Raw genomic sequence first — 19,969 nt, 5'->3', positions numbered from 1 at the left:
AAGCGTTTCCCCGGCGGACCGCGCGGCGGCCGGTCCGCCGGGGAAACTCCAGGTAACAGATCAAGGCCGATCACCCGGTTGATCTACCCACCTGCTATGTTCGCGCTCCCCACCGTCGAGAACTCCACAAGGACAACGACATGGAAACCGAGAGCGACCAGCACGCTGCTTCAACCGACGTGATAAGCAGCGCGGCCCACGCCGCCCGCCTGGTCATGTTGGACACCATGGACGAAAAGATCCGGTACGCGTGCGAGACCCTGGGCGAGCCCTCGACCTCCGACGTGCTGGCGTTCCTGGTGACCTACGGCGTGGTCACCAACCCCAAGCGCGAGCGGGCGGCCGTCGCGGAGCGGGTCGACAAGTGGCGGAAGGAGCGCGGGCTCGGCGACACCGGGGACCTGCCACGGCTGTCGGTGAAGATGCTGGCCGAGCTGGACGGCCGCCGGGACGCCGACGCCGACGAGGCCGAGCCGGCCGGCGACGAGACCGACACGCCCACCGGCGACACCACGGACACCGCCGAGGCCGAGAAGCCGGCCAAGCGCAAGTCGCCGGAGGGGTCGCGCGGGTTCTACCTGGTGGCGTTCATGTCGCTGCTGGTCTCGGTGGACACCTCGTGGCGGTTCTTCGGGGAGAAGCTCGGGATCACCAACGTCTACGAGCGCGCCGCGATGTTCGCCGTGGTCGAGGTCGCGCTGATCGCGTGCGGGTTCGCGATGCGCGCCGAGATCCGCAGCCCCAAGGGCAAGCCCGGCCCGGCCCGGCTGATCCTGTGGGCGCTGTGCGCCGCGTCCGGCTACATGGCCTTCGACCTGGCCGGCCCGGTGTCCGGCCTGGCGCGGGTCACGCTCGGCCCGGTGCTCGGCGTGGTCATGCTGCACCTGGCGCTGGGCATCGAGCTGCGGCACACCCGCAACCGCGTCACCACGTGGTCGCGGGTCAGCCGTGAGCTGAAAGAGCGCTTCCTGTCCCGCCTCGGCCTGGGTGACGACGAGCGGGACGCCCTGGCCCGCACCCGGGACCGCGCGGCTCGTCGTGCCGCGCACCTGGCTCGCGCGTCCTGGTTCACGCCGTTCCGCAAGACGCGGCTGGACCGCGCGCTGCGGGCGGCCAACGCCGCGCACGACGACCGGATGCGCGCCCGGCTGATGGCGGAGCTGGCCGCCGTCCAGCACGCCGACGAACTGCGCAGGCTGGACCTGGCCTCGCCGTGGTCGGACTCGCTGTCCAACAGCCTGAAGTTCCTCAAGCGCTGAGGTCCGGTTGCCGGGAACGGCCGCGCGCCCCCGGGCGCGCGGCCGTTTTCAGTCCGGAGTGGACGGCAGGCCGTGTGCCTCGAGCCAGGCCCTGGCCCGGCGCGGGGACGCGCGGGCCAGCCACGCGTCCTGCACGATCTCGGCCAGCTCGTCGTAGCCGAGCCGGTCGAGGTGCGCCTCCCGCAGCAGCACGGACGGGTGGCCGCGGAAGTGGGGCGTGGTGAAGAACGGCGAGCCCTCGTCGGCGACGAGGGCTTCCTTGTCCGCCTCGGAGGCGACCCAGAAGACGATCACGTCCGGGTAGCGCTCACCGGTGTCCGGGTCGGCCGCGTCCGGGCGCGGGTTGCGGAAGAACACGAACGACTTGCCGCCGACCTGGTAGACGGGCCTGCCGCGGGTGCCGTCGAGGCGCTGCACGTGCGGCATGCCCATCGCCAGGTCGTGCACGTCCTGGACGCGGGCCCGCCGGCCGGTCAGCCGACCGCCTCGTCGGTGGGCCCGAGGCCGGTCTCGTCGACCGAGGACGTGCCGCCGCCGCCGGTGAGGCGCTGCCGCAGCAGGGCCTTGCCCTGCTCGGCTCCCTTGCGGCTCTCGCCCTGGGCGCGGCGGAAGAACTCGGCCAGCTCGGTGTCGCCGTCCCGCTCGGCGTCGGCGACGTACTGTTCCAGCCGCAGCGCGTTGCTGAGACAGGCCTCGACGAACCAGATGATGTTGTAGTCCTTGTCCTGCGTGCCGGTGACGTGCCCGGTCTCGCTCGTCGACATCGGTCCTCCTTCCGGTTGACGACGACGGGTACCCGCGGCCGCGCACGGTCAAGCGCACCCCGGGCGAGTTCCTGCGCCGGCGCGGCACGACAGCAGGGGTGCCGCCGCTGCCTGAGCGAGGAGGTGCGAGCCGGCCGGGCTTCGGCTGGCTTTCGCCCAGGGCGGCGTGGCGGTAGCCACTCGCCGCGCCTTCTCCGGCCACCCCCAGCGTGTGGGCGCCGCCGCCCGCCGTGCGGCCGCGGCTGGCCGTCGTCTCCGTGCTTGCGCCGCCGCTCTCGGTCCGAGCACCGCCTGGCCGGCTCCAGCCTGCGGCTTAACCGGGCCGCCTCCGGTCGTTAGCGTGGCGTCATGTGGGTGCGCCGTTGGCTGCCGCGTGGGCTCGCGCTGGCGAGTGGCTGCCTGCTGGTCCTCGCCTACCCCGCGCCGGCCCTGGGGTGGCTCGCCTGGGCCGGGCTCGTTCCGGTGCTGCTCCTGTGCGCCCGCGCGGGCTCGGTGCGCGAGGCCGCCTGGCGGGGCTCCCTCGCCGGGGCCGGGTTCTTCCTCACGCTCTTCCAGTGGGTGCTGCCGCACGTCGGGCTCCTCGCCCCGGTGCTCGGCCTCGTCGGCGGCCTGCTCTGGGTTCCCGTCGGCGTCGTGGCCCAACGGCTGCTGCGGGAACCCACCGCGGGCCGCACGCTTCTGGCCGTCGTCGTCCTGCCGTCCGTCTGGGTGGGCGTCGAGGCGGTGCGCTCCTGGGAACACCTCGGCGGCGCCTGGGGACTCCTCGGGCTCACCCAGTGGCAGGCACGACCGGTGCTGGCGCTCGCGTCCCTCGGCGGCGTCTGGTTGCTCAGCTTCGTCCTCGTCGCCGTCAACGCCGGCCTCGCCGCCGCCCTCCTCCCCGGCCGCGCCCGGCCGCTCGGCGGCGCGCTCGCCCTCGGCATCGTCGCACTCGTCCTCGGGTACGGCCTGCTCCGGCCCGACCCCGTCCCCTTCGGCAGCGTCCGCGTCGCCGGCGTGCAGCCCGGCCTCGTGCACGGCGTCGAGGAACGCTTCACCACCCACCTGAACCTGACCCGCCAAGCCGCCGGCCGCGGCCAGGCCGTCGTGGTGTGGGGCCAGAGCAGCACCCCCTTCGACCCCGCCCGCCGCCCGGGCGCGGTGGCCCGGCTGCGGGAGACCGCCGCCGCGGTGGGCAGTGACGTGCTGGTCAACGTCGACGCCCGCGCCGCCGACGGGCGCATTCGCAAGACCACCCAGCAGTACGGTCCGGACGGCTTGACCGCGACGTACGAGAAACGCCGCCTGGTCCCGTTCGGCGAGTACGTGCCGCTGCGCCCCCTGCTCGGCGGCCTGTTGCGCGACACCGGCATCGCTGAGGAGGACCGCGCCCCGGGCGCGGCGCCGGTGATCCTGCGCCTCGGCACGGCCGACGCGGGACCGCTGATCTCCTACGAGTCGATGTTCCCCGACCTGCGCCGCGAACTCGTCCGCCTCGGCGCCGACGTGACGATCGTGCAGGGCTCGCTCACGTCGTTCCACGGCACCTGGGCCCAGCCGCAACAGGCGAGCGCCGAAGCGGTCCGGGCCGTCGAAACGGGCCGGTCCGCCGTCCTGGTCGAGCTGAACGGCACCTCGGCCGCCTTCGACGCGCAGGGCAGGCGGCTGGCCTGGATGCCGCCGGACGAGCGCGGGATCTTCGTGGTCGACGTCCCGCTGTACGAGGGGACCACCCCGTACGTCCGGTGGGGCGACTGGGTCCCGGCCGCCGCGTTCGCGATCACCGCCGTCGCCGCCGGCTGGGCGCTGGTGAACCGGTCAGGAATCAAGAAGCGCAGGTCAGGGCACGGGGAATAGCGTTGCTGTCATGACCTCGATCGACACCATCACCCTCGAAGTGGCCGACATCGCCGCCGCCGAACGCTTCTACGCCGACGCCTTCCCGCTCGGCTCCCGGCTCCGCCTGCGGGCCGCGCGGGAGGAGACCACCGGCTTCCGCGGGTTCACCCTCTCGCTCATCGTGTCCCAGCCCGCCGACGTGGCGGAGCTGTTCCAGTCCGCCGTGGACGCCGGGGCCACCGTGCTCAAACCCGTCGCGAAGAACATGTGGGGCTGCGGCGGTGTGGTCCAGGCGCCGGACGGCACGATCTGGAAGGTCGCCACCCCGGCGAAGAAGAACACCGGCCCCGCCACCCGGAACGTGGAGAACATCGTGCTCCTGCTGGGCGTGTCCGACGTGGCCGCGAGCCGGAAGTTCTACACCGACCACGGCTTCACCGTGGCGAAGAGCTTCGCCCGCATGTACGTCGAGTTCGCCGCCGGGGACGGCCCGGTCAAACTGGGCCTGTACCGGCGCCGGGCGCTGGCCAAGGACGCCGGCGTGCCCCCGGAGGGCAGCGGATCACACCGCATCGCCATCAGCGGCGATGGCGGCCCGTTCACCGACCCGGACGGGTTCGCCTGGGAAGCCACCGCGGCCGCGGCGCTGTCCTGATGTGCCTCCACCAGCCACCCGCACACCTACGCACCCCAGGAGGAACCACCATGAGCCGCACCAAGACCAGTGACTACGACGGATTCAGCGCCGAGGAGCGCGCCGTGATGAAAGAGCGCGCGCAGGAGCTGAAGAAGGAAGCGCGCCGCAAGTCGGCCGCGGACAAGGCCGCCGAGGCCGAGCGGGACGTGCTGGCGAAGATCGCCGACATGCCCGAGGCCGACCGGGTCCTGGCCGAGCGCGTGCACGCCCTGGTCAAGGCCAACGCGCCGATGCTCGCGCCGAAACTCTGGTACGGCATGCCCGCCTACGCCCGCGACGGCAGGATCGTGTGCTTCTTCCAGAGCGCGGAGAAATTCAAGGCGCGCTACGCCACCCTCGGGTTCGACACCGAGGCGAACCTGGACGACGGGCCGATGTGGGCGACCTCGTTCGCCCTGACCGAGATCACGCCCGAGGTCGAGGAGCGCATCGCCGCCCTGGTGCGGCAGGCGGTCAGCTGAGGGCGGCGATCAGGCCGTCCAGCCCGTCCACCCGCAGGTCGAACGCGTCCGGGTCCGACGGCGGATCCCCGGCGGGCCGGTGCACGTAGGCGGTCCGCATGCCCGTCGCCTGGGCGCCGCGCAGGTCCCAGGCGTGGGCGGCGACCATCAGCACGCGGTCCGGCGCGCAGCCGGCGGTGCCGATCGCGTGCTGGTAGATCTCCGGCGCCGGCTTGTAGGCGCGGACGTCCTCACTGGACAGCGCCTGGTGCCAGCGCAGCCCGGCGTGCGCGTGGAGCCGCAGCAGGGCGGCGTGGCTCGCGTTGGACAGGGCGAGCACGGGAAACCGCCGCGACAGCCGCTCCAGCCCGGCGATGGAATCGGGCCACGCGGGCAGCCGCTGCCCCGCGGTGGCCAGCCGCGCGACGACCGCCGGATCGGTGACCCCGGCGCGTTCGGCGACCAGCCGCGCGGCCTCGGTGTCGAGGACCTCGGAGGGGGCGTAGGCGCGGTCCCCGCGCCCGATGCGGGCCTGCTCGCGCTCGACGTGCTCCTGCCACAGCCGGAGGTGTTCGTCGCCGGCCCCAGGTATCGCCTCGCGGATCGCGGCGCGCAGCCCGCTGGGTTCGTCGACGAGCGTGCCGAGCACGTCGAAGACGACGACCTCGATGTCGTGGATGCCGGACACGCCGCCCCCTGTCACCGGTTGAACTGGTGACGATCTTGCCGCCGCCGGCGTCACCGGTCAAGCTGGTGACGTGGAGTTCGCCTTCGTGAGCGGTGACCCGGCCCTCGACCTGGCCGGCACGGTGCTGGCCCGCCGGGACGCCCCGGTGGACCTGCTGCCCGCGCCCGCGGACCTGGCGCGGTGGGTGGCCGCCTGCCCCGGCCTGCCGGACCCGGTGCGGGTGGACCGCGCCGGCTTCGAGCTGGCGCGCTCGCTCCGGGAGGCGTGCTACCGGCTGGCGCTCGACCGGGTGCACGGCCGGCCGTTCGACGCGGCGAGCCTGGCGATCGTCAACCGCGCCGCCGCCGCGCCGCCGCCGGTGGTCGAACTCGGCGACGCGGGCCTGCGCGTGTCGGGGAACCTCCGCGCGGTGCTGGCGCAGATCGCGCGCGGCGGGATCACGGTGCTCGCCGATCCCGCCGCCCGTGTCAAGGAATGCGGCCGCGCCGGGTGCACGCGCCTCTACCTCGACCGGTCCCGCGGCGCGCGGCGCACCTGGTGCGGGATGGCGGAGTGCGGCAACCGGGTCAAGGCCGCGGCCTACCGCGCACGCCGGAAAACCCCGGCCTGACGGGTCATTCCCGCACCCGGGCCAGGATCCCGGTCGAGAGCCCGGCGCACCGCGTCCGGCACGCCGTCGCGGCGCAGGTCGTCCCGGAACTGCTCGTTGAGCCCGCCCGGGGTGGTGTGGCGGGTGCTCATCACGGTCAGCGAGTCCGGCCGCTCCAGCAGTGAGGAGCCCAGCTCGCCGAAGACGTGCGTGACGAAGGCGCTCGCCGCGCCGGGGTCCACGCCGCGGGCGGCCATCCAGTCCACGATGGTGCCGAGGTAGTCCAGGTGCGCGGAGAACGCCGCGGTCGCGCCGTGGAACGTGTCCAGCGCTGCCTCGTCGCCGGGCACCAGCACGCCGCCCACGCGGGTGAACAGCTCGCGCGCCACGGCGTTGTCCGGGTACATCACCGTCAGGCTCCGGCGGCGCGTGGCCTGGGGGAGCGGAATGGACCGGACCACCGCGCCGGCCGGAGCCGACCACGCGCGCAGCCGCTCCGGCGGCACCCCGGCGGTCGCGCTGATCAGCACGTGCTCCGGCCGGAACGACAGCTCCGCCAGCACGTCGCGCGCCACCGGGGCGGGGACCGCGAGCACGATCGCCGGGGCGTGGTCGAGCACGTCCTGGTTGTCCGCGCACACCCGCACGTTCGGAAACCGCTCGGCGAGCCGGGCGGAGACCGCGCGCCCGCGCGGTGACAGGAACACCTCCGGCGGATCGGCGGCCGTGCTCAGCCCTGCCACGATCGCGGCGGTGATCTCGCCCGTGCCCACGAACCCGTATCGCATGCTCACACCGCTCGCAGGTCTCGTTCGACGGCTTCCAGCTCGGCCGCCGTGCCCTGCACCTTCGGCCCGGTGAACCACTTCCGCGCCGAGGCGAACCACCACACCGCCGCGCCGCCCAGCACGACGAGGAACGCGATCGGCGTGTAGTTGAAGGTGCTCACCGTCACCGGGTACGACTGCGGCAGCAGGAACAACACGAAGATCACCACCACCCACGCCGTCGCGACGGCACCGACCGGCCGTCCCCACCGCCCGAGGTGCCACGGGCCCCGCTCGAACTCGGCGCCCTTGCGCACCCGCAGGAACACCGGGATGACGTAGGCGACGTACAGCCCGACGGTCGCGATCGAGGTCACCGCGGCGTACGCGGTGGCGCTCCACAGGTACGGCAGCGCGAGGATCAGCGCGCCGGTCGCGGACAGCCACACCGAGTTCGTGGGGGTGCGGGTGCGCTTGTTGATGCGGTGCCACACGCGGGAGCCGGGGATCGCGCCGTCGCGGGCGAACGCGTAGATCATCCGCGAGTTCGCCGTCACCGACGCCATCCCGCAGAACAGCTGCGCGCCGATGGCGATCAGCAGCAGGAACTTCCCGGTGGTCGCGCCGGCCGCGTCGAGGAAGATCTGCGCCGGCGGCACCCCGGTCGCCGTGTTCACCGCGCCGTCGTAGTCCTGGATCGCGAACGTCAGGCCCAGCAACAGGATCCAGCCCGCGACGAGCGACACCAGGATCGAGTTCACGATCCCGCGCGGGCCCGCCGTGGCCGCGTTCTTCGTCTCCTCGGTCATGTGCGCGGAGGCGTCGTAGCCGGTGAGCGTGTACTGCGCGACCAGCAGCCCGAGCGCGAACACGTACGGTGCGAAACCCCAGCCGGTGTTGTTCACGAAGTGGCCGAACACGAACGACGCGGACTGGTGCCGGTCGGGAACGAACACCAGCACCCCGACGATCACCAGCACACCGGTCAGGTGCCACCACACGCTGACGTTGTTGAGCACGGCCACCAGCCGCACGCCGAACGTGTTCAGCAACCCGTGCACCACCAGGATGATCGCCAGCAGCAGGATCGTGTGCCCGGGCGTGGCGGCGAACCCGAACTGCAGGTCCAGGAACGCGTTGAGGAACAGCGCGGCGCCGAAGTCGATACCCGCGGTGACCGCGACCTGGCCGATGAGGTTGAACCACCCGGTGAACCAGGACCAGGCCGCGGCCGAGCGGCGCGGCGCGAGCTTCGCCGCCCAGTAGTAGAGCCCGCCCGCGGTCGGGTAGCTCGAGCACACCTCCGCCATGCCGAGGCCGACGAGCACCACGAACACCCCGACCAGCGGCCATCCCCAGATCATCGCGGCCGGGCCGCCGGTGTCCAGGCCGAACCCGTAGAGCGTCAGGCAACCGGACAGGATCGAGATGATGGTGAAGGAGACGGCGAAGTTGGAGAACCCGGACATCGTGCGCCGGAGTTCCTGGGCGTAGCCGAGCTGGTGCAGCCGGGTGCTGTCGGGGTCCACGGGCTCACCTCGGTGTTCGGTCGACCGGGTGCCCGAACGGTAGTGGCCGGCCGCGACGAGCGTCAAGGTCCGTTCGGGTGTCCACATCGGACTCGGCCCGGCCGGTCGGCGGAACGTGGCGCAGCAGACGGAGGATCAGCACGGCCACGACGGCGAGGGCGGCCGCGCTGATCACCGCGACCAGGTGCAGGCCGTCGACGAAGGCCGCGCGGGCCGGGGTGAGCAGCGCCCGGGCCAGGTCTGCGGGCAGGTGCTGAGCGACGGCCACCGCGTCGGCGAGGCTGTCCCGCGCGGCGGCGGGGACGTTCTCCGGCGGCGTGAAGCGGCTGGTGTAGACCGCGGCGCCGATGCTGCCGAGCGCGGCGAGCCCGAACGCGAACCCGAACTGGCCGCTGGTCTCGTTGAGCGCAGCCGCGGAGCCGGCCTTCTCCGCGGGCGCGGAGCCCAGGACCAGGCCGGTGCTCAGCGTCACCAGCGGGCCGGCGCCGAGGAAGATCAGCGCGAACCCGGTCGCCAGGGTCGCCGGGCCCGAGGTGGTGCCGGTGCGGGTGAGCACGATCAGCCCGCACACCGAGATCGCCAGCCCGGCGGCGATCAGGTGCGCGGGCCGGAACCGGCGGGCGAGGACCGGCGATACGACGAACGAGACGGTGTTGGCGGCGATCGCCGGCATCATCCACAGCGCCGCGCCCAGCGGCGAGAGGCCCTCGACCAGTTGCAGGTCCTGGGTGATGAACAGCATCAGCGCGCCGATCAGCAGCGTGCCGGACATCATCGCGCCCAGCGCCGTGCCGAACGAGCGGTTCGCGAACAGGCGCAGGTCCAGCAGCGGGTGCTCCAGGCGGCGCTGGCGGCGCGCGAACACGGCGGCGAAGACGATCCCGGTGGCGAGGCTCGCGAGCGGCAGCGGGCGCCAGCCGTCGTGGGCCAGTTCCTTGAGCCCGTGGATCGCGGGGATCACCGCGGCCAGGGACAGCGCGACGCTGACCAGGTCGGGTGTGCCGGCGTGCGGGTCGCGGTGCTCGGGCAGCAGGACCGGGCCGGCCACCAGCAGCAGCACCATCGCGGGCACGCCGAGCAGGAACACCGAGCCCCACCAGAAGTGCGCGAGCAGGGCGCCGCCGGCCACCGGGCCGATCACCGCCCCGGCCGAGAAGCACAGGCCCCACAGCCCGATCGCCAGCCCCATCTGCCGCGGGTCGCGGAACAGGGTGCGGATCAGGGACATCGTGGAGGGCGCGAGGACCGCGCCGGCCACGCCGAGGGCGGCGCGCGCGGCGATCAGCATGGCCGGGCTGGTGGCGAACGCGGCGGCGACGGAGGCCGCCCCGAACGCCGCCGCGCCGAGGAGCAGCAGCTTCCGCCGGCCGATGCGGTCGCCGAGGGTGCCCATGGTGATGAGGAACCCGGCCATGGCGAAGCCGTAGACGTCGGTGATCCACAGCTGCTCGACGCTGCTCGCGCCGAGGTCGGCCGCCAGGCGCGGCAGGGCGAGCAGCAGGACGTGGACGTCGAGGGAGACGAGCAGGGTGGGCAGGGCGAGCACGGCGAGCGCGAGCCACTCCCGCCGCCCGGCCCGCGCCGGGATCGTGTGGGTCATGCGAGGTCCTTCCCTTCCGTGGATGTCACGGGCAGGTCGGAGCGGCCGCGCGTTTCTCGACACCGGGCGCCGGCGGGTTTCCGGCATCCGGCGGCCGCCGGGCCGGCCCTGGCTTGCGGGCAGGTGGGTGCGCGCGATGGAGGCGCACGGGTGGCGCGGGGTGGCCGGCGGGTTTCCGGCAACCGGCGGCCGCCGGGCCGGCTCTGGCTTGCGGGCAGGTGGGTGCGCGCGATGGAGGTGCACGGGTGGCGCGGGGTGGCCGGCGGGTTTCCGGCATCGGCGGCTGGCGGGAGAGGCGGAGGTGGCGTACAGCTGGGTGGTGTGTGGTGACGGGCCCGAGGCGGCCGCCCGATTCGACATCTGGGGGTGGCCGGTCGGGCGCGTGGGCCCGCGGTGTCGCGGGCGTGGCGCGAGGTGGCCGCCGCTTCTCGGCACCCGGCGACCGCCGGGCTGGCCTTGGCTCGTGGGCGGCTGGGTGGCGCGGGGTGGCCGCCGGACTCGGCATCCGGCGGCCACCCCGACACCTCAGCTTGCCGGGAGCTCCGCGAACCGGCGGGTGATGCGCGGGTCCGTGGACTCCACCGGCGCCTCCGTGCGCACCCAGCCCTCGCCGCCGAAGTAGCGTCGCACGATGTGCTCCGCCGTGCGGGTCGCCACCGCTTGGCTGGTCAGCGTCGGGTTCGGGCCGCCGAGTGCGTTGGCCAGCGCGGAGTTGTCGGCCACGAACAGGCGCCGCACCCAGCGCGCCTCCGCCGCGTCGTCCAGCACCGAGTCGCGTTCGGACAGTCCCATCCGCATCGACGAGTGGACGTGCAGGATCAGCGGTGGCCAGTCGATCCGGAACACCTTCCGGGCCCCGGCCGCGCGCACCACCTCGACCGCCTTGCGGGCCAGGAACTCCCGGTTCGCCACCGTGCGCGCCGAGCGTGCCCGGTGCCGCATCTCGACCTTCGCCACCGGCCCGTGCTCGTCCGCGGGCAGCGCCGACAGCGTCGCCCGGTTGTGCGGCTCGACGTCGTCGTCGGTCATCACCAGGATGTTGAACAGCCGGTCCGCGCCGTGGGTGAGCACCTCCTTCAGCTCCTCGCCCAGCAGCCGCCCGGCCGGGCCGTCCCACGGGCCGGTGAAGCCGCGCCCGTTGCCGTACCGCCCGCGGATCCCGCTGTCGGAAAAGGTCAGCGCGAACTGCTGGATCGCCGGCGGCAGCCCGACGTTCATGATCCCGCCACGGCCCGGGAAGTCCGCCCGCGCCGCCGACGCCGCACCCTTGGTGGACCCGGTGTAGTCGTCGAACAGCCCGATCACCCAGTCGAAGTAGTGGTCGGTGTAGCCGCGGCCGACCCAGTCGTTGGGGTTGGGCAGCCCGCTGTTGAACCACAGCCGCGGGTTCTCGGTGCAGCCCGCGGACAGCACCACCACCCGGGCGTCCTCGGAGTGCTCCTCGCCGGTGGTCACCGAGCGCCACGACACGCCGGTCGCCACCGTCTCGCCGCCACGCCGCTCGGACCGGATCCGGGTGACGAACGCGTCGGTGACCAGCGAGACCGGCTTGCCGTGCGGCGACCACGCGTCGGCGGTCAGCGCCATCGGCATGTAGGAGTTGTCCGCCGACCGCTTGGCCGCCAGGGTGCGCGGCGCGCCCGCTGGGTGCTTGCACCCCTGGAAGCAGTACCCGCAGAACGTGCAGCCGGTGGCCAGCGGCCACCGCACGCGCGGGTCGTCGTGCCCGCTGAACCGGCCCGCGGTGCCGCCGGGCGGCAGGATCGCGTTCTCCTGCGGCCGGTAGGAGTCACCGGTCGTGGTCTTCGTGGTCTGCAACGCCATGCCGAGCTTCTCGCAGCCGCGGAAGAACACCGACTCCTTGGTGCCCATCGCCGCGGTGTGCACCGGCAGCGTCGCCTCGACCCATTCGTAGTAGGGCACCAGATCGGCGTAGGTGAACGGGAACAGGTGCGCGGTGTCGTAGGCGGCCGCGTCAGCGCCGTCGTAGCCGGCGAACACGCCCGGGTAGGCGCGCGGCGAGTTGCCGAAGTAGTGCTGGGTGGTGCCGCCGACCCCGGCCAGCTGCCACAGCAGCGAGTTCTGCGGGGTCTCCCGGAACCAGGCCGGCCGCGAGCGGTCCGACGGCCCGAACCGCAGGAACCCGGTGAGCGGGTTGTTCGCGTCGTTCTCGTAGTGCGTCCAGCCGGTCTCCGGGTCGGCGTACCCGCCCGCTTCCAGCACCAGCACGTCCAGGCCCCGGGCGGCCAGTTCCTTCGCGACCACCGAACCGCCGGCCCCGGCGCCGATGACGATGACGTCCCGCATCAGACGTTCTCCACCTTCGTGCGGCCCTGGTAGTACCCGAGGAAGTCGTCCCAGCCGTGCACCACGCCGTGCGGCTGGTACCCGGACAGCTGCCAGCCGACGGGCCGGGCGCTGAGGGACTTCGTGGCCGGGTCGAACACCGCCCACTCGCAGGCGCTGCCGTAGGCCGCGAACTCCAGCACGGCACCGGCCACGAACCGCAGCATCCCGGACACCGAGCCCTGGACCGGCTCGGGGAGGTTCGCGTCCAGCAGCGCGACCAGGCCCGCGTGCGGCCCCTCCAGCCGTTCGAACGCGCGGCACTTGTCCGCATAGGACAGCCGGGCGAACGGGGAGAGGAACGCGCCGCTCAGCGCGAGCGGGTTCACCTCGGTCGCCACCAGGTTCAGCAGCATCGCGATCGCCGACGACAGCGGCAGCGTGTCGTCGTTCTCCAGCATCGTGCGCAGCGCGGCGTCCAGCGTCCGCACACCGCTGAGCGGCAGGTCCAGCAGCGCGGACGGCAGCGGGGTGCCGGCCAGCCCGGTCGCCAGGCTCTGCGTGAGCGGGGTGGCGAGCTGGTCCGGGAACGGCACGTACTCGTCGAGGGCCTTGATCAGGAAGTCGGTGGCCCGGGCCTCCAGCGCGCCCGGCTCGGTGCGCGGGGTGCCCTGGGCGCGGGAGTAGGCGTCCGGGCCGGGGCAGGCCATCACGACCAGGCCGTTGAGGGTGTCGCGCGCCAGCTCGGCGAGCACCGGGCGGAGGGCGGCGACCACGTCGGTCAGCCCGGCGCGGACCGGTCGCGGGGCGGCCGCGGCGGTGAGCCCGGGCAGCAGGCCGCCGGCGGCGACCGCGGCGCCCAGCACCCCGATCTTCGCCAGGAAGGCCCGGCGGCCGACGTCGTTGTCAGCGTGTGGCATCGATGTTCTCCTGTGGTGGGCGGCGAGTGCCCGGCGGCGGTGCCGGGCTTGCACCGGATGGAGCAATCCTCGGTGAACCGTTCACCGGCGCCCATGTCCCCGGCGACAACTCACCCGCGCGGGGTTTTGTGCCGGAGGACAAACCGGTCGCCGTTAAGCTTCCGGCGTGTCAACGGACATCTCGGGCATCGACGCCCTGGTCGACGCGCTGCTCGGCGAGCTGGACGACCTCGCCGACGCCGTCACCCGGCGCATCCGCCACGAGGTCGTGCTCTACCAGGCCGGCGACCCGGTGCCCACCTCCTCGCTGCGGCAGTCCGTGCGGGACAACGCCGAGCTGATCCTGCGGCAGTTCGTCAGCGACCACGCCCCCGACCTGTCCGCGCCGTGGGCAACCGGGCGCGAGCGCGCCCAGCAGGGGGCGCCGCTGCCGGAGGTGGTGCGGGCCTACCGCGTCGGGTTCGCGCACCTGTGGGACGCGCTGGTCGCCAAGGCGCGCGCATCGTCCTCGGTGGACGACCGGGTGCTCGTCGATTTCGCCGCGACGGTGTGGCGGCTGGTCGGCACCTACACCGACGCGATGGCCGACGCCTACCGGGACACCGCCTCGCAGATCATGCTGGAGCGCGAGCACGAGCGGTCGATGCTGGTCGAGGCGTTGTTCACCGGTGTCCTCGCCCAGGACACGCTGTGGGAGGCCGCGCAGACGCTGGGACTGCCGGTGGAGGGTTGTTTCGTCGTCGTGGCCGCGGAGATCCCCGAGCTGGGCAAGCGGTCCCTGGTGGGCATCGAGTCACGGCTGCGGTCGGACGGGATCCGCTCGGCGTGGCGGCTGTCGCCCGAGGAGCACATCGGCGTGCTGGCGCTGCCGTACCCGTCGCTGGGGGAACGGCTGCCGGACCTGCTGCGCGGCCGCGCCACGGCGCGGATCGGGCTCAGCCCCGCCTACCCCCACCTGCGGGAAACCCCGCGGGCGCTGCGGCTGGCGCGGCTGGCGCTGGGCACCCTGCCGCCCGGCCGGCCCGGCGTCGCGCCGTGGGACGACGCGCCGGTCGCGGTGCTGATCGCCGCCGCGCCCGGGGAGGCCGAGCGGGTGGCGAGCGCGGTGTTCGGCCCGCTGCTGGACCTGCCGCCCGCCGACCGGAAGGTGCTGGTCGACACGCTGGACGCGTGGTTCGCCTGCGCCGGGTCGGCCGCCGAGGCCGGCAAGCGGCTGTACTGCCACCCCAACACCGTGCGCTACCGGTTGCGGCGGGTCGAGGAACTCACCGGCCGTGGGCTGGGCGACCCCCGGGCCGTGGCGGAACTGGCGACGGCGCTGCAGGTCGTGCGGCTGCTGCCGGCGCGCGAGTGACGCTACGGTCGGGCGATGACCGATGACGCCGGCTCGCGTCCCGCGCCGTGGCGGGACGCCTGGACCGAGAGCAGCCTGTTCCGGGACCGCGCACCCCGCGGGGACACTGGGGACTACCGGACCCTGACCTACGAGGTGACCGGGCGGATCGCCCGGATCACGTTCGACCGGCCCGAGCGGGGCAACGCGATCACCGCCGACACGCCGTTCGAACTGGCCGCCGCGGTGGAACGCGCCGACCTCGACCCGCGCGTGCACGTCATCCTCGTCTCCGGGCGGGGCAAGGGGTTCTGCGGCGGCTACGACCTGTCGATCTTCGCCGAGCACGGCGACGCGCCGCCGGAGACGGACCCGGACCGGGCCGGGACCGTGCTCGACCCGGTGGTGCAGGCACGCAACCACGACCCGTCGCGGCCGTGGGACCCGATGGCCGACTACGCGATGATGAGCCGGTTCAACCGCGGCTACGCCAGCCTGCTGCACGCGACCAAGCCGACGGTGGCGAAGCTGCACGGGTTCTGCGTCGCGGGCGGCACGGACATCGCGCTGCACTGCGACCTGATCGTGGCCGCCGACGACACGAAGATCGGCTACCCGCCCACCCGCGTGTGGGGTGTGCCCGCGACCGGCCTGTGGGCCCACCGGCTCGGCGACCAGCGCGCGAAACGGCTGCTGTTCACCGGCGACTGCATCACCGGCAGGCAGGCCGCCGAGTGGGGGCTGGCGGTGGAGTCCGCGCCGGCCGGCCGGCTGGACGAGGTCACCGAGGCGCTGGTCGCCAAGATCGCCCTGCTGCCGGTCAACCAGCTGATGATGGTCAAGCTCGCCCTCAACAGCGCGCTGACCACGCAGGGTGTGGCCAACTCGGCGATGATCGGCACCGTCTTCGACGGCATCTCGCGCCACACCCGCGAGGGCTACGCGTTCCAGGACCGCGCGCGAACGGCGGGTTTCCGGCAGGCGGTGCGCGAGCGCGACGAGCCGTTCGGGGACGTCAAACGCACCTGACGGTCATCCCGCGGCGTCAGGTGGGGATCAGCACCACCCACACCGGTCCGGTGGCGGCGGGCAGTGGCGCGCCGCCTGGCGTGGCGAAGGTGGTGATGGTCTGCGGCGCTGGGCGGGGCTGGATGGCGTCGGAGGCCGCGCTGTTCGGGGACGTCAGACGGCCCTGGCGGTCATCCCGTGGTGTCAGGTGGGGATCAGCACCACCCACACCGGTCCGGTGGCGGCGGGCAGTGGCGCGCCGCCCGGCGTGGCGAACGTCGTGACCGCCTGCGGGACCGGACGGGACCAGACGCCCTCGAAGGCGGCGCCGTCGCGCAGTACGGTGGCCGCGCCGGTGCCGACGGTCTGCGCGACCGGCGCGGTCCGGCCCTGGCTGTCCGCGACGGCGCCGGGGCGGGTGGTCACCTGCTGCAAGATCACCGTGCCCGCGCCGAGCTGCCCCGCCTCGGTGGAGGTCAGCGGGCTGCCGTCGAGCCACACGAGCCATCGCCCGCCGTCCCAGCGGAAGTCGAAGGACGCGGCCGGGTAGGACACGGCGCGGCTGGCTGTGGGGGTGCCGCCGGCCGGCGCGGGCCCGCGGGCGATCAGGGCGTCCGGGAGCGGGCCCTCGCCCGCGGGCAGCGCTTCGGGGCGCAGGAACAGGTTGTGCGGGACCGGTCGGGCGTCCTCCCGCACGTAGGCGGCGGGTGCGTCGGCGGGGGAGGCGTTGACGATCCGGTCCGCCAGCGGCGGGGTGTGCAGCGCGCGGTCGACCTCGGGAGCGGCTCCGGAGTAGGCGAACACCGGGCGGCCGAAGGCGGCCAGCAGGTCGTAGTCGGTCTCGCGGGCGCTGCGGACCGGGCCGATCACCGGCGGACGGCGAGTGGTGAACACGGCGGCGAGGCGGCTCAGCCCGCCTTCGACGGGCTCGGCGACGACGAGGTCGGCCGAGCCGAGGCCGGTCGCGGGCCGCGCCGGGGCCACGTTGTCGATCTTGACGACGAGCACCGGCCCGGCCGGTGCCGCGGGGGCCATCGGACTGCTGGGCCCGGCCGTCGAGCAGCCCGCCAGGAGGCCGGCGCTCGCGAGCCCGGCCAGGCACCGGATGAGCCGTCGTCGCATCACCCCACCCGCTTCCCGTCGGAACCATTGTCCTCCCGGGACGCCCGGCGCGCCCAGCGCCGGTGGTCGCGGTCTTTCACGGCGAACCACGCGACGGCGAAGGCGTCGCCGTCGGGGAGGCCCACCGCGACCTCGCCGTCACGTGGTTCGCCCGCGATCCACAGGCGGCGCCGATCGAGGAGGCCGGCGAGGACGTCCGGTGGGCAGCCGGTGATCCCGAACCGGGCGCGGAGCCCGTCCGGGAACACCGCCCATCCGGACACCGAAGAGCCGTCGATCTCCTCCGGCAGCGTGGCCGCGGTGATCCCGGTCCACGCCCCGGCCGCGAGCAGCCGCACGGCTTTCGCGTTCCGCCGGCGCCGCACCGCGGTCACCCCGACGACGAGGAGGACCGGAGCGAGCACCACCCACGGCAGCGCGCCGCCCACGGTGACCAGCACCGCGACCTCCAGCGCCACCCCCGTGCCGACGGCGGCCCCGAGGACGGCCGTGCACAGCCGCAGCCGCCTATCCTGGCCCGACCGGGAGAGGGGGCCGGAAGCCGGGCGCAGCGCGAGCACCACCACCAAGCCCACCGCGAGGACGGCCACGAAACCCACGTAGAGCACATCCATCCCGTGCGGCGGGTGGTCGATCAGTCCGATGAGGACGGCCACCACGCCCAGCAGCGCGAGCGGCAGCGCGACGATCAGCCGGGTGCGGCTCGCCCGCACCGGCGCGCGCAACGCCTCCTCGCCGGTGGCCCAGGACGGCAACCGCCGCACGAACGCCAGCACCAGCGTGCCGGCGAACCCCACCGAAAGCCCCACCGCGGACGTCGAATCCCAGCCACCGGCCAGGTGCACCGCGGCCACCATCGCGAACACCGCGAAGACCCACCAGCGCGGCCGCCACGCGCGCTCCTCCACCACTTCCTCCACTGGCCCGGTTCCGCCCGCAGCCTAACCAGCCGCCCGCGACGGCGGGAAACCATTTCGGAGCCCCCTTGCGGACCGAGTGCCGGACGGGTTATGGTGCGAGGGATCTTCCCGGATGCCGGCTCAGCCGCCCGCGAGATCGTCTCTCTTCTCCACCTCACCCCGGTGACACCGTTCCGGGTTTCTCCCTTCCGGCGATCCACGCCGCCTTCCCTTTTTTGGAGTACCACCATGTCCTGTCACGGCATTCTCGACATCTCCGGCAAAACCGCCACTCTCGGCTACGGCCGCGGTGGCCCCACTGTCCCCTTAGGACTCGCCCGGGCGCACGGTCTGCGGCGCGGCGACGAAATCGTCCTGGACGGCCAGGAACTGGTGTCGGTCAACGGCGCCGATCCCGGCGGCCGCCGTCCCGAGTTCGACCGGCTCACCCCGGTGCACCCGGACCGGCGGCTCGTGCTGGAGACCGCCCGCCACCAGCTCACCACCCGCGTGCTCGACCTGGCCGCGCCGATCGGCACGGGGCAGCGCGCGCTCGTCGTCGCGCCGCCGCGCACCGGGAAAACCGCCGTCCTGCAAGCGATCGCGCACGCCGTCGCCACCAACCACCCGGACGCGCACCTCATGGTGCTGCTCGCCGACGAGCGGCCGGAGGAGGTCACCGACCTGAGCCGCTCGGTCCGCGGTGAGATCATCGCCTCCACGTTCGACCGCGCGCCTGCCGAGCACACCGCCGTCGCCGAACTCGCCCTCGAACGCGCGAAACGCCTGGTCGAGACCGGACGCGACGTCGTCCTGCTGCTCGACTCGCTGACCCGGCTGGGCCGCGCGTACAACCTCGCCGCCCGGGCGTCCAGCCGCACCCTGTCCGGCGGTGTCGACGCGGGCGCCCTGCACCCGATGAAGAAGATCCTCGGCGCCGCGCGCAACATCGAGGACGGGGGCTCGCTCACGATCATCGCCACGGCGCTCGTCGGCACCGGTTCCCTGGCCGACACCGTGTTCTTCGAGGAACTCAAGAGCACCGGCAACGCCGAGCTGCGCCTCGACCGCACCCTCGCCGACCACCGCGTGTACCCGGCCATCGACCTGTTCGCCTCCGGCACCCGCCGCGACGAGCTCCTGCTGTCGCCGGCGGAACTGACCGTGATGACGGAGGTCCGCCGCGCGCTGGCGGGCCAGGACCCGCGGCGCGCGACCGAACAGTTCCTGGAGCAGCTGCGCACGACGAGGTCCAACGCCGAGTTCGTCGCGCGGGTGTCCGCCACCGCCGCCGCGTGAGGTTTCCCGGCCCGCGCGATATTCGGGAGGAGCTCCCGCGGCCGGGCCGCTACAGTCCGGCCCGTGAACGCCCTCTTCTGCGACCTCCCGCTGGCCGGACGAATCGAACGAGCCGAAGCACGACGGATGGCCGAGGCCACCGGTGTCGCGCGGGGCAGGCCCGGCTCGGCCGCCTTCGTGCGGCCCGTCGCCGGGGGAGTGGCGACCTTCGCCGAAGCCGGGTCGCCGCTGAACAAGATCGCCGGCCTCGGATTCGGCGGCGTGCCGGCCCCGGACGTGCTCGACGAAACCGAACAGGCCTTCGCCGCGGTGGGCTCCCCGGTGCAGGCCGAACTCGCGCACGTGGCCGACCCCGCGATCGCCGCGACGCTGTCCGGGCGCGGGTACCGGCTGGAGTCCTTCGAGAACGTGCTGGGCCGCAGCCTGCGGGAGGAGCCGGACCGGGTGACACCGCCGGGGGTCGAGATCCGGCCGGTCGGTGCCGGGGAGTTCGGCACCTGGCTGGACACCGCCGTGGACGCCTTCACCCAGCCCGAGACGGACGGGCCGCCGCCCGACCAGGAGTTCCCCCGCGAGGTCCTCGCGCGCGCCCTGCGCGACCTCGCCGGGGACGGCGTGCGGCGCTACCTGGCGCTGTGCGACGGAGTCGTCGCCGGTGCGGGCAGCATGTGCGTCACCGACGGGCTCGCGCAGTTCACCGGCGCGGCGACCCTGCCCGGCCACCGGCGCCGCGGCGTCCAGACCGCGCTGCTGTCCGCCCGGCTCGCCGACGCCGTGACCGCCGGCTGCGACCTCGCCGTCATCACCACGCAACCCGCCTCGAAGTCGCAGCAGAACGCCCAGCGCCGCGGCTTCCAGCTGCTCTACACGCGGGCCGTGCTGGTGAAACCCGCGGATTGAGTGGCGCCCGCCCCGGACACGCCCCGACCCCTAACTTGATTTGTTCCAGAC

19 protein-coding genes are annotated in these 19,969 nt (G+C 73.8%); 9 read left to right on the top strand and 10 right to left on the bottom strand.

What is annotated here, in order from left to right; genetic code table 11:
- The first annotated feature begins 227 nt into the window (after nt 1-227).
- A complete protein-coding gene (locus D0D15_RS27620; protein ID WP_233157250.1) occupies nt 228-1,259 on the top strand; it encodes a hypothetical protein in 1,032 nt (343 codons plus the stop codon).
- A gap of 48 nt (nt 1,260-1,307) precedes the next feature.
- Here D0D15_RS27620 and D0D15_RS27615 read toward each other — a convergent pair whose 3' ends face one another.
- Both D0D15_RS27615 and D0D15_RS27610 read right to left on the bottom strand, forming a co-directional pair.
- A complete protein-coding gene (locus D0D15_RS27615; RefSeq protein ID WP_198958213.1) occupies nt 1,308-1,706 on the bottom strand; it encodes an MmcQ/YjbR family DNA-binding protein in 399 nt (132 codons plus the stop codon).
- Between the two features lie 26 nt (nt 1,707-1,732).
- Entirely contained in the window at nt 1,733-2,023 is a 291-nt protein-coding gene (locus D0D15_RS27610; protein ID WP_094005353.1) for a hypothetical protein, read from the bottom strand.
- 348 nt (nt 2,024-2,371) lie between these two features.
- Here D0D15_RS27610 and lnt point away from each other — a divergent pair, with 348 nt between their 5' ends.
- From lnt to D0D15_RS27595, 3 genes are read left to right on the top strand one after another with little or no spacing between them, the layout of a single operon-like run.
- Nucleotides 2,372-3,859, top strand: a complete 1,488-nt coding sequence (gene lnt / locus D0D15_RS27605) for an apolipoprotein N-acyltransferase (RefSeq protein WP_094005354.1) — start codon at nt 2,372-2,374, stop codon at nt 3,857-3,859.
- 10 nt (nt 3,860-3,869) lie between these two features.
- Nucleotides 3,870-4,496 (top strand): VOC family protein, encoded by a 627-nt coding sequence (locus D0D15_RS27600; protein ID WP_094005355.1) that lies wholly within the window; start codon nt 3,870-3,872, stop codon nt 4,494-4,496.
- A gap of 50 nt (nt 4,497-4,546) precedes the next feature.
- A complete protein-coding gene (locus D0D15_RS27595; protein WP_094005356.1) occupies nt 4,547-4,999 on the top strand; it encodes an iron chaperone in 453 nt (150 codons plus the stop codon).
- Here D0D15_RS27595 and D0D15_RS27590 read toward each other — a convergent pair.
- On the bottom strand, nt 4,992-5,666 hold the full coding sequence (locus D0D15_RS27590) for a haloacid dehalogenase type II (RefSeq protein ID WP_094005357.1): 675 nt from the start codon (nt 5,664-5,666) through the stop codon (nt 4,992-4,994). The two genes, D0D15_RS27595 and D0D15_RS27590, sit on opposite strands and share 8 nt — an antisense overlap.
- Before the next feature lie 70 nt (nt 5,667-5,736).
- Between D0D15_RS27590 and D0D15_RS27585 the strand changes: the two genes are divergently transcribed.
- Nucleotides 5,737-6,276, top strand: coding sequence for a CGNR zinc finger domain-containing protein (locus D0D15_RS27585; protein WP_115944858.1), 540 nt, complete (start codon nt 5,737-5,739; stop codon nt 6,274-6,276).
- Here the strand turns inward: D0D15_RS27585 and D0D15_RS27580 are convergent.
- The 5 genes from D0D15_RS27580 to D0D15_RS27560 form a co-directional block, all read right to left on the bottom strand.
- Nucleotides 6,246-7,043: an NAD(P)-binding domain-containing protein gene (locus D0D15_RS27580; protein WP_233157256.1), complete on the bottom strand. Its 798-nt coding sequence runs from the start codon at nt 7,041-7,043 to the stop codon at nt 6,246-6,248. The two genes, D0D15_RS27585 and D0D15_RS27580, sit on opposite strands and share 31 nt — an antisense overlap.
- A 2-nt stretch (nt 7,044-7,045) precedes the next feature.
- The gene (locus D0D15_RS27575; protein ID WP_094005477.1) at nt 7,046-8,551 is read right to left on the bottom strand and encodes an amino acid permease; all 1,506 of its coding nucleotides are present in this window, start codon (nt 8,549-8,551) and stop codon (nt 7,046-7,048) included.
- Between the two features lie 4 nt (nt 8,552-8,555).
- The gene (locus D0D15_RS27570) at nt 8,556-10,151 is read right to left on the bottom strand and encodes an MFS transporter (RefSeq protein WP_094005359.1); all 1,596 of its coding nucleotides are present in this window, start codon (nt 10,149-10,151) and stop codon (nt 8,556-8,558) included.
- Between the two features lie 525 nt (nt 10,152-10,676).
- Nucleotides 10,677-12,458, bottom strand: coding sequence for a GMC family oxidoreductase N-terminal domain-containing protein (locus tag D0D15_RS27565; protein ID WP_094005360.1), 1,782 nt, complete (start codon nt 12,456-12,458; stop codon nt 10,677-10,679).
- Complete coding sequence (locus D0D15_RS27560) at nt 12,458-13,357, bottom strand: hypothetical protein (RefSeq protein WP_094005361.1); 900 nt, start codon at nt 13,355-13,357, stop codon at nt 12,458-12,460. The genes D0D15_RS27565 and D0D15_RS27560 overlap by 1 nt, the downstream gene beginning before the upstream one ends.
- 166 nt (nt 13,358-13,523) lie before the next feature.
- Here D0D15_RS27560 and D0D15_RS27555 point away from each other — a divergent pair, with 166 nt between their 5' ends.
- Nucleotides 13,524-14,711 (top strand): PucR family transcriptional regulator, encoded by a 1,188-nt coding sequence (locus tag D0D15_RS27555; protein WP_094005362.1) that lies wholly within the window; start codon nt 13,524-13,526, stop codon nt 14,709-14,711.
- Nucleotides 14,712-14,726: 15 nt separating this feature from the next.
- Entirely contained in the window at nt 14,727-15,719 is a 993-nt protein-coding gene (locus D0D15_RS27550; protein ID WP_094005363.1) for a crotonase/enoyl-CoA hydratase family protein, read from the top strand.
- Between the two features lie 183 nt (nt 15,720-15,902).
- On the opposite strand, the gene D0D15_RS27545 is transcribed toward D0D15_RS27550, so the two are convergent.
- Together D0D15_RS27545 and D0D15_RS27540 are read right to left on the bottom strand one after the other, a co-directional pair.
- Nucleotides 15,903-16,820: a DUF3048 domain-containing protein gene (locus D0D15_RS27545; protein WP_094005364.1), complete on the bottom strand. Its 918-nt coding sequence runs from the start codon at nt 16,818-16,820 to the stop codon at nt 15,903-15,905.
- A complete protein-coding gene (locus D0D15_RS27540; RefSeq protein ID WP_233157251.1) occupies nt 16,820-17,728 on the bottom strand; it encodes a DUF4175 domain-containing protein in 909 nt (302 codons plus the stop codon). Before D0D15_RS27540 ends, D0D15_RS27545 begins: the two co-directional genes overlap by 1 nt.
- Before the next feature lie 240 nt (nt 17,729-17,968).
- On the opposite strand from D0D15_RS27540, the gene rho reads away from it, so the two are divergent.
- Both rho and D0D15_RS27530 read left to right on the top strand, forming a co-directional pair.
- On the top strand, nt 17,969-19,018 hold the full coding sequence (rho, locus tag D0D15_RS27535) for a transcription termination factor Rho (protein ID WP_094005366.1): 1,050 nt from the start codon (nt 17,969-17,971) through the stop codon (nt 19,016-19,018).
- Nucleotides 19,019-19,081: 63 nt separating this feature from the next.
- Nucleotides 19,082-19,918 carry a GNAT family N-acetyltransferase gene (locus tag D0D15_RS27530; RefSeq protein WP_094005367.1) on the top strand — a complete coding sequence of 279 codons (837 nt, stop codon included), beginning with the start codon at nt 19,082-19,084 and terminating at the stop codon, nt 19,916-19,918.
- Nucleotides 19,919-19,969 lie beyond the last annotated feature (51 nt).

The organism is Amycolatopsis thermalba (genome assembly GCF_003385215.1).
Lineage (GTDB): Bacteria > Actinomycetota > Actinomycetes > Mycobacteriales > Pseudonocardiaceae > Amycolatopsis_E > Amycolatopsis_E thermalba.
This window is presented reverse-complemented; position numbering and strand designations above follow the sequence as displayed.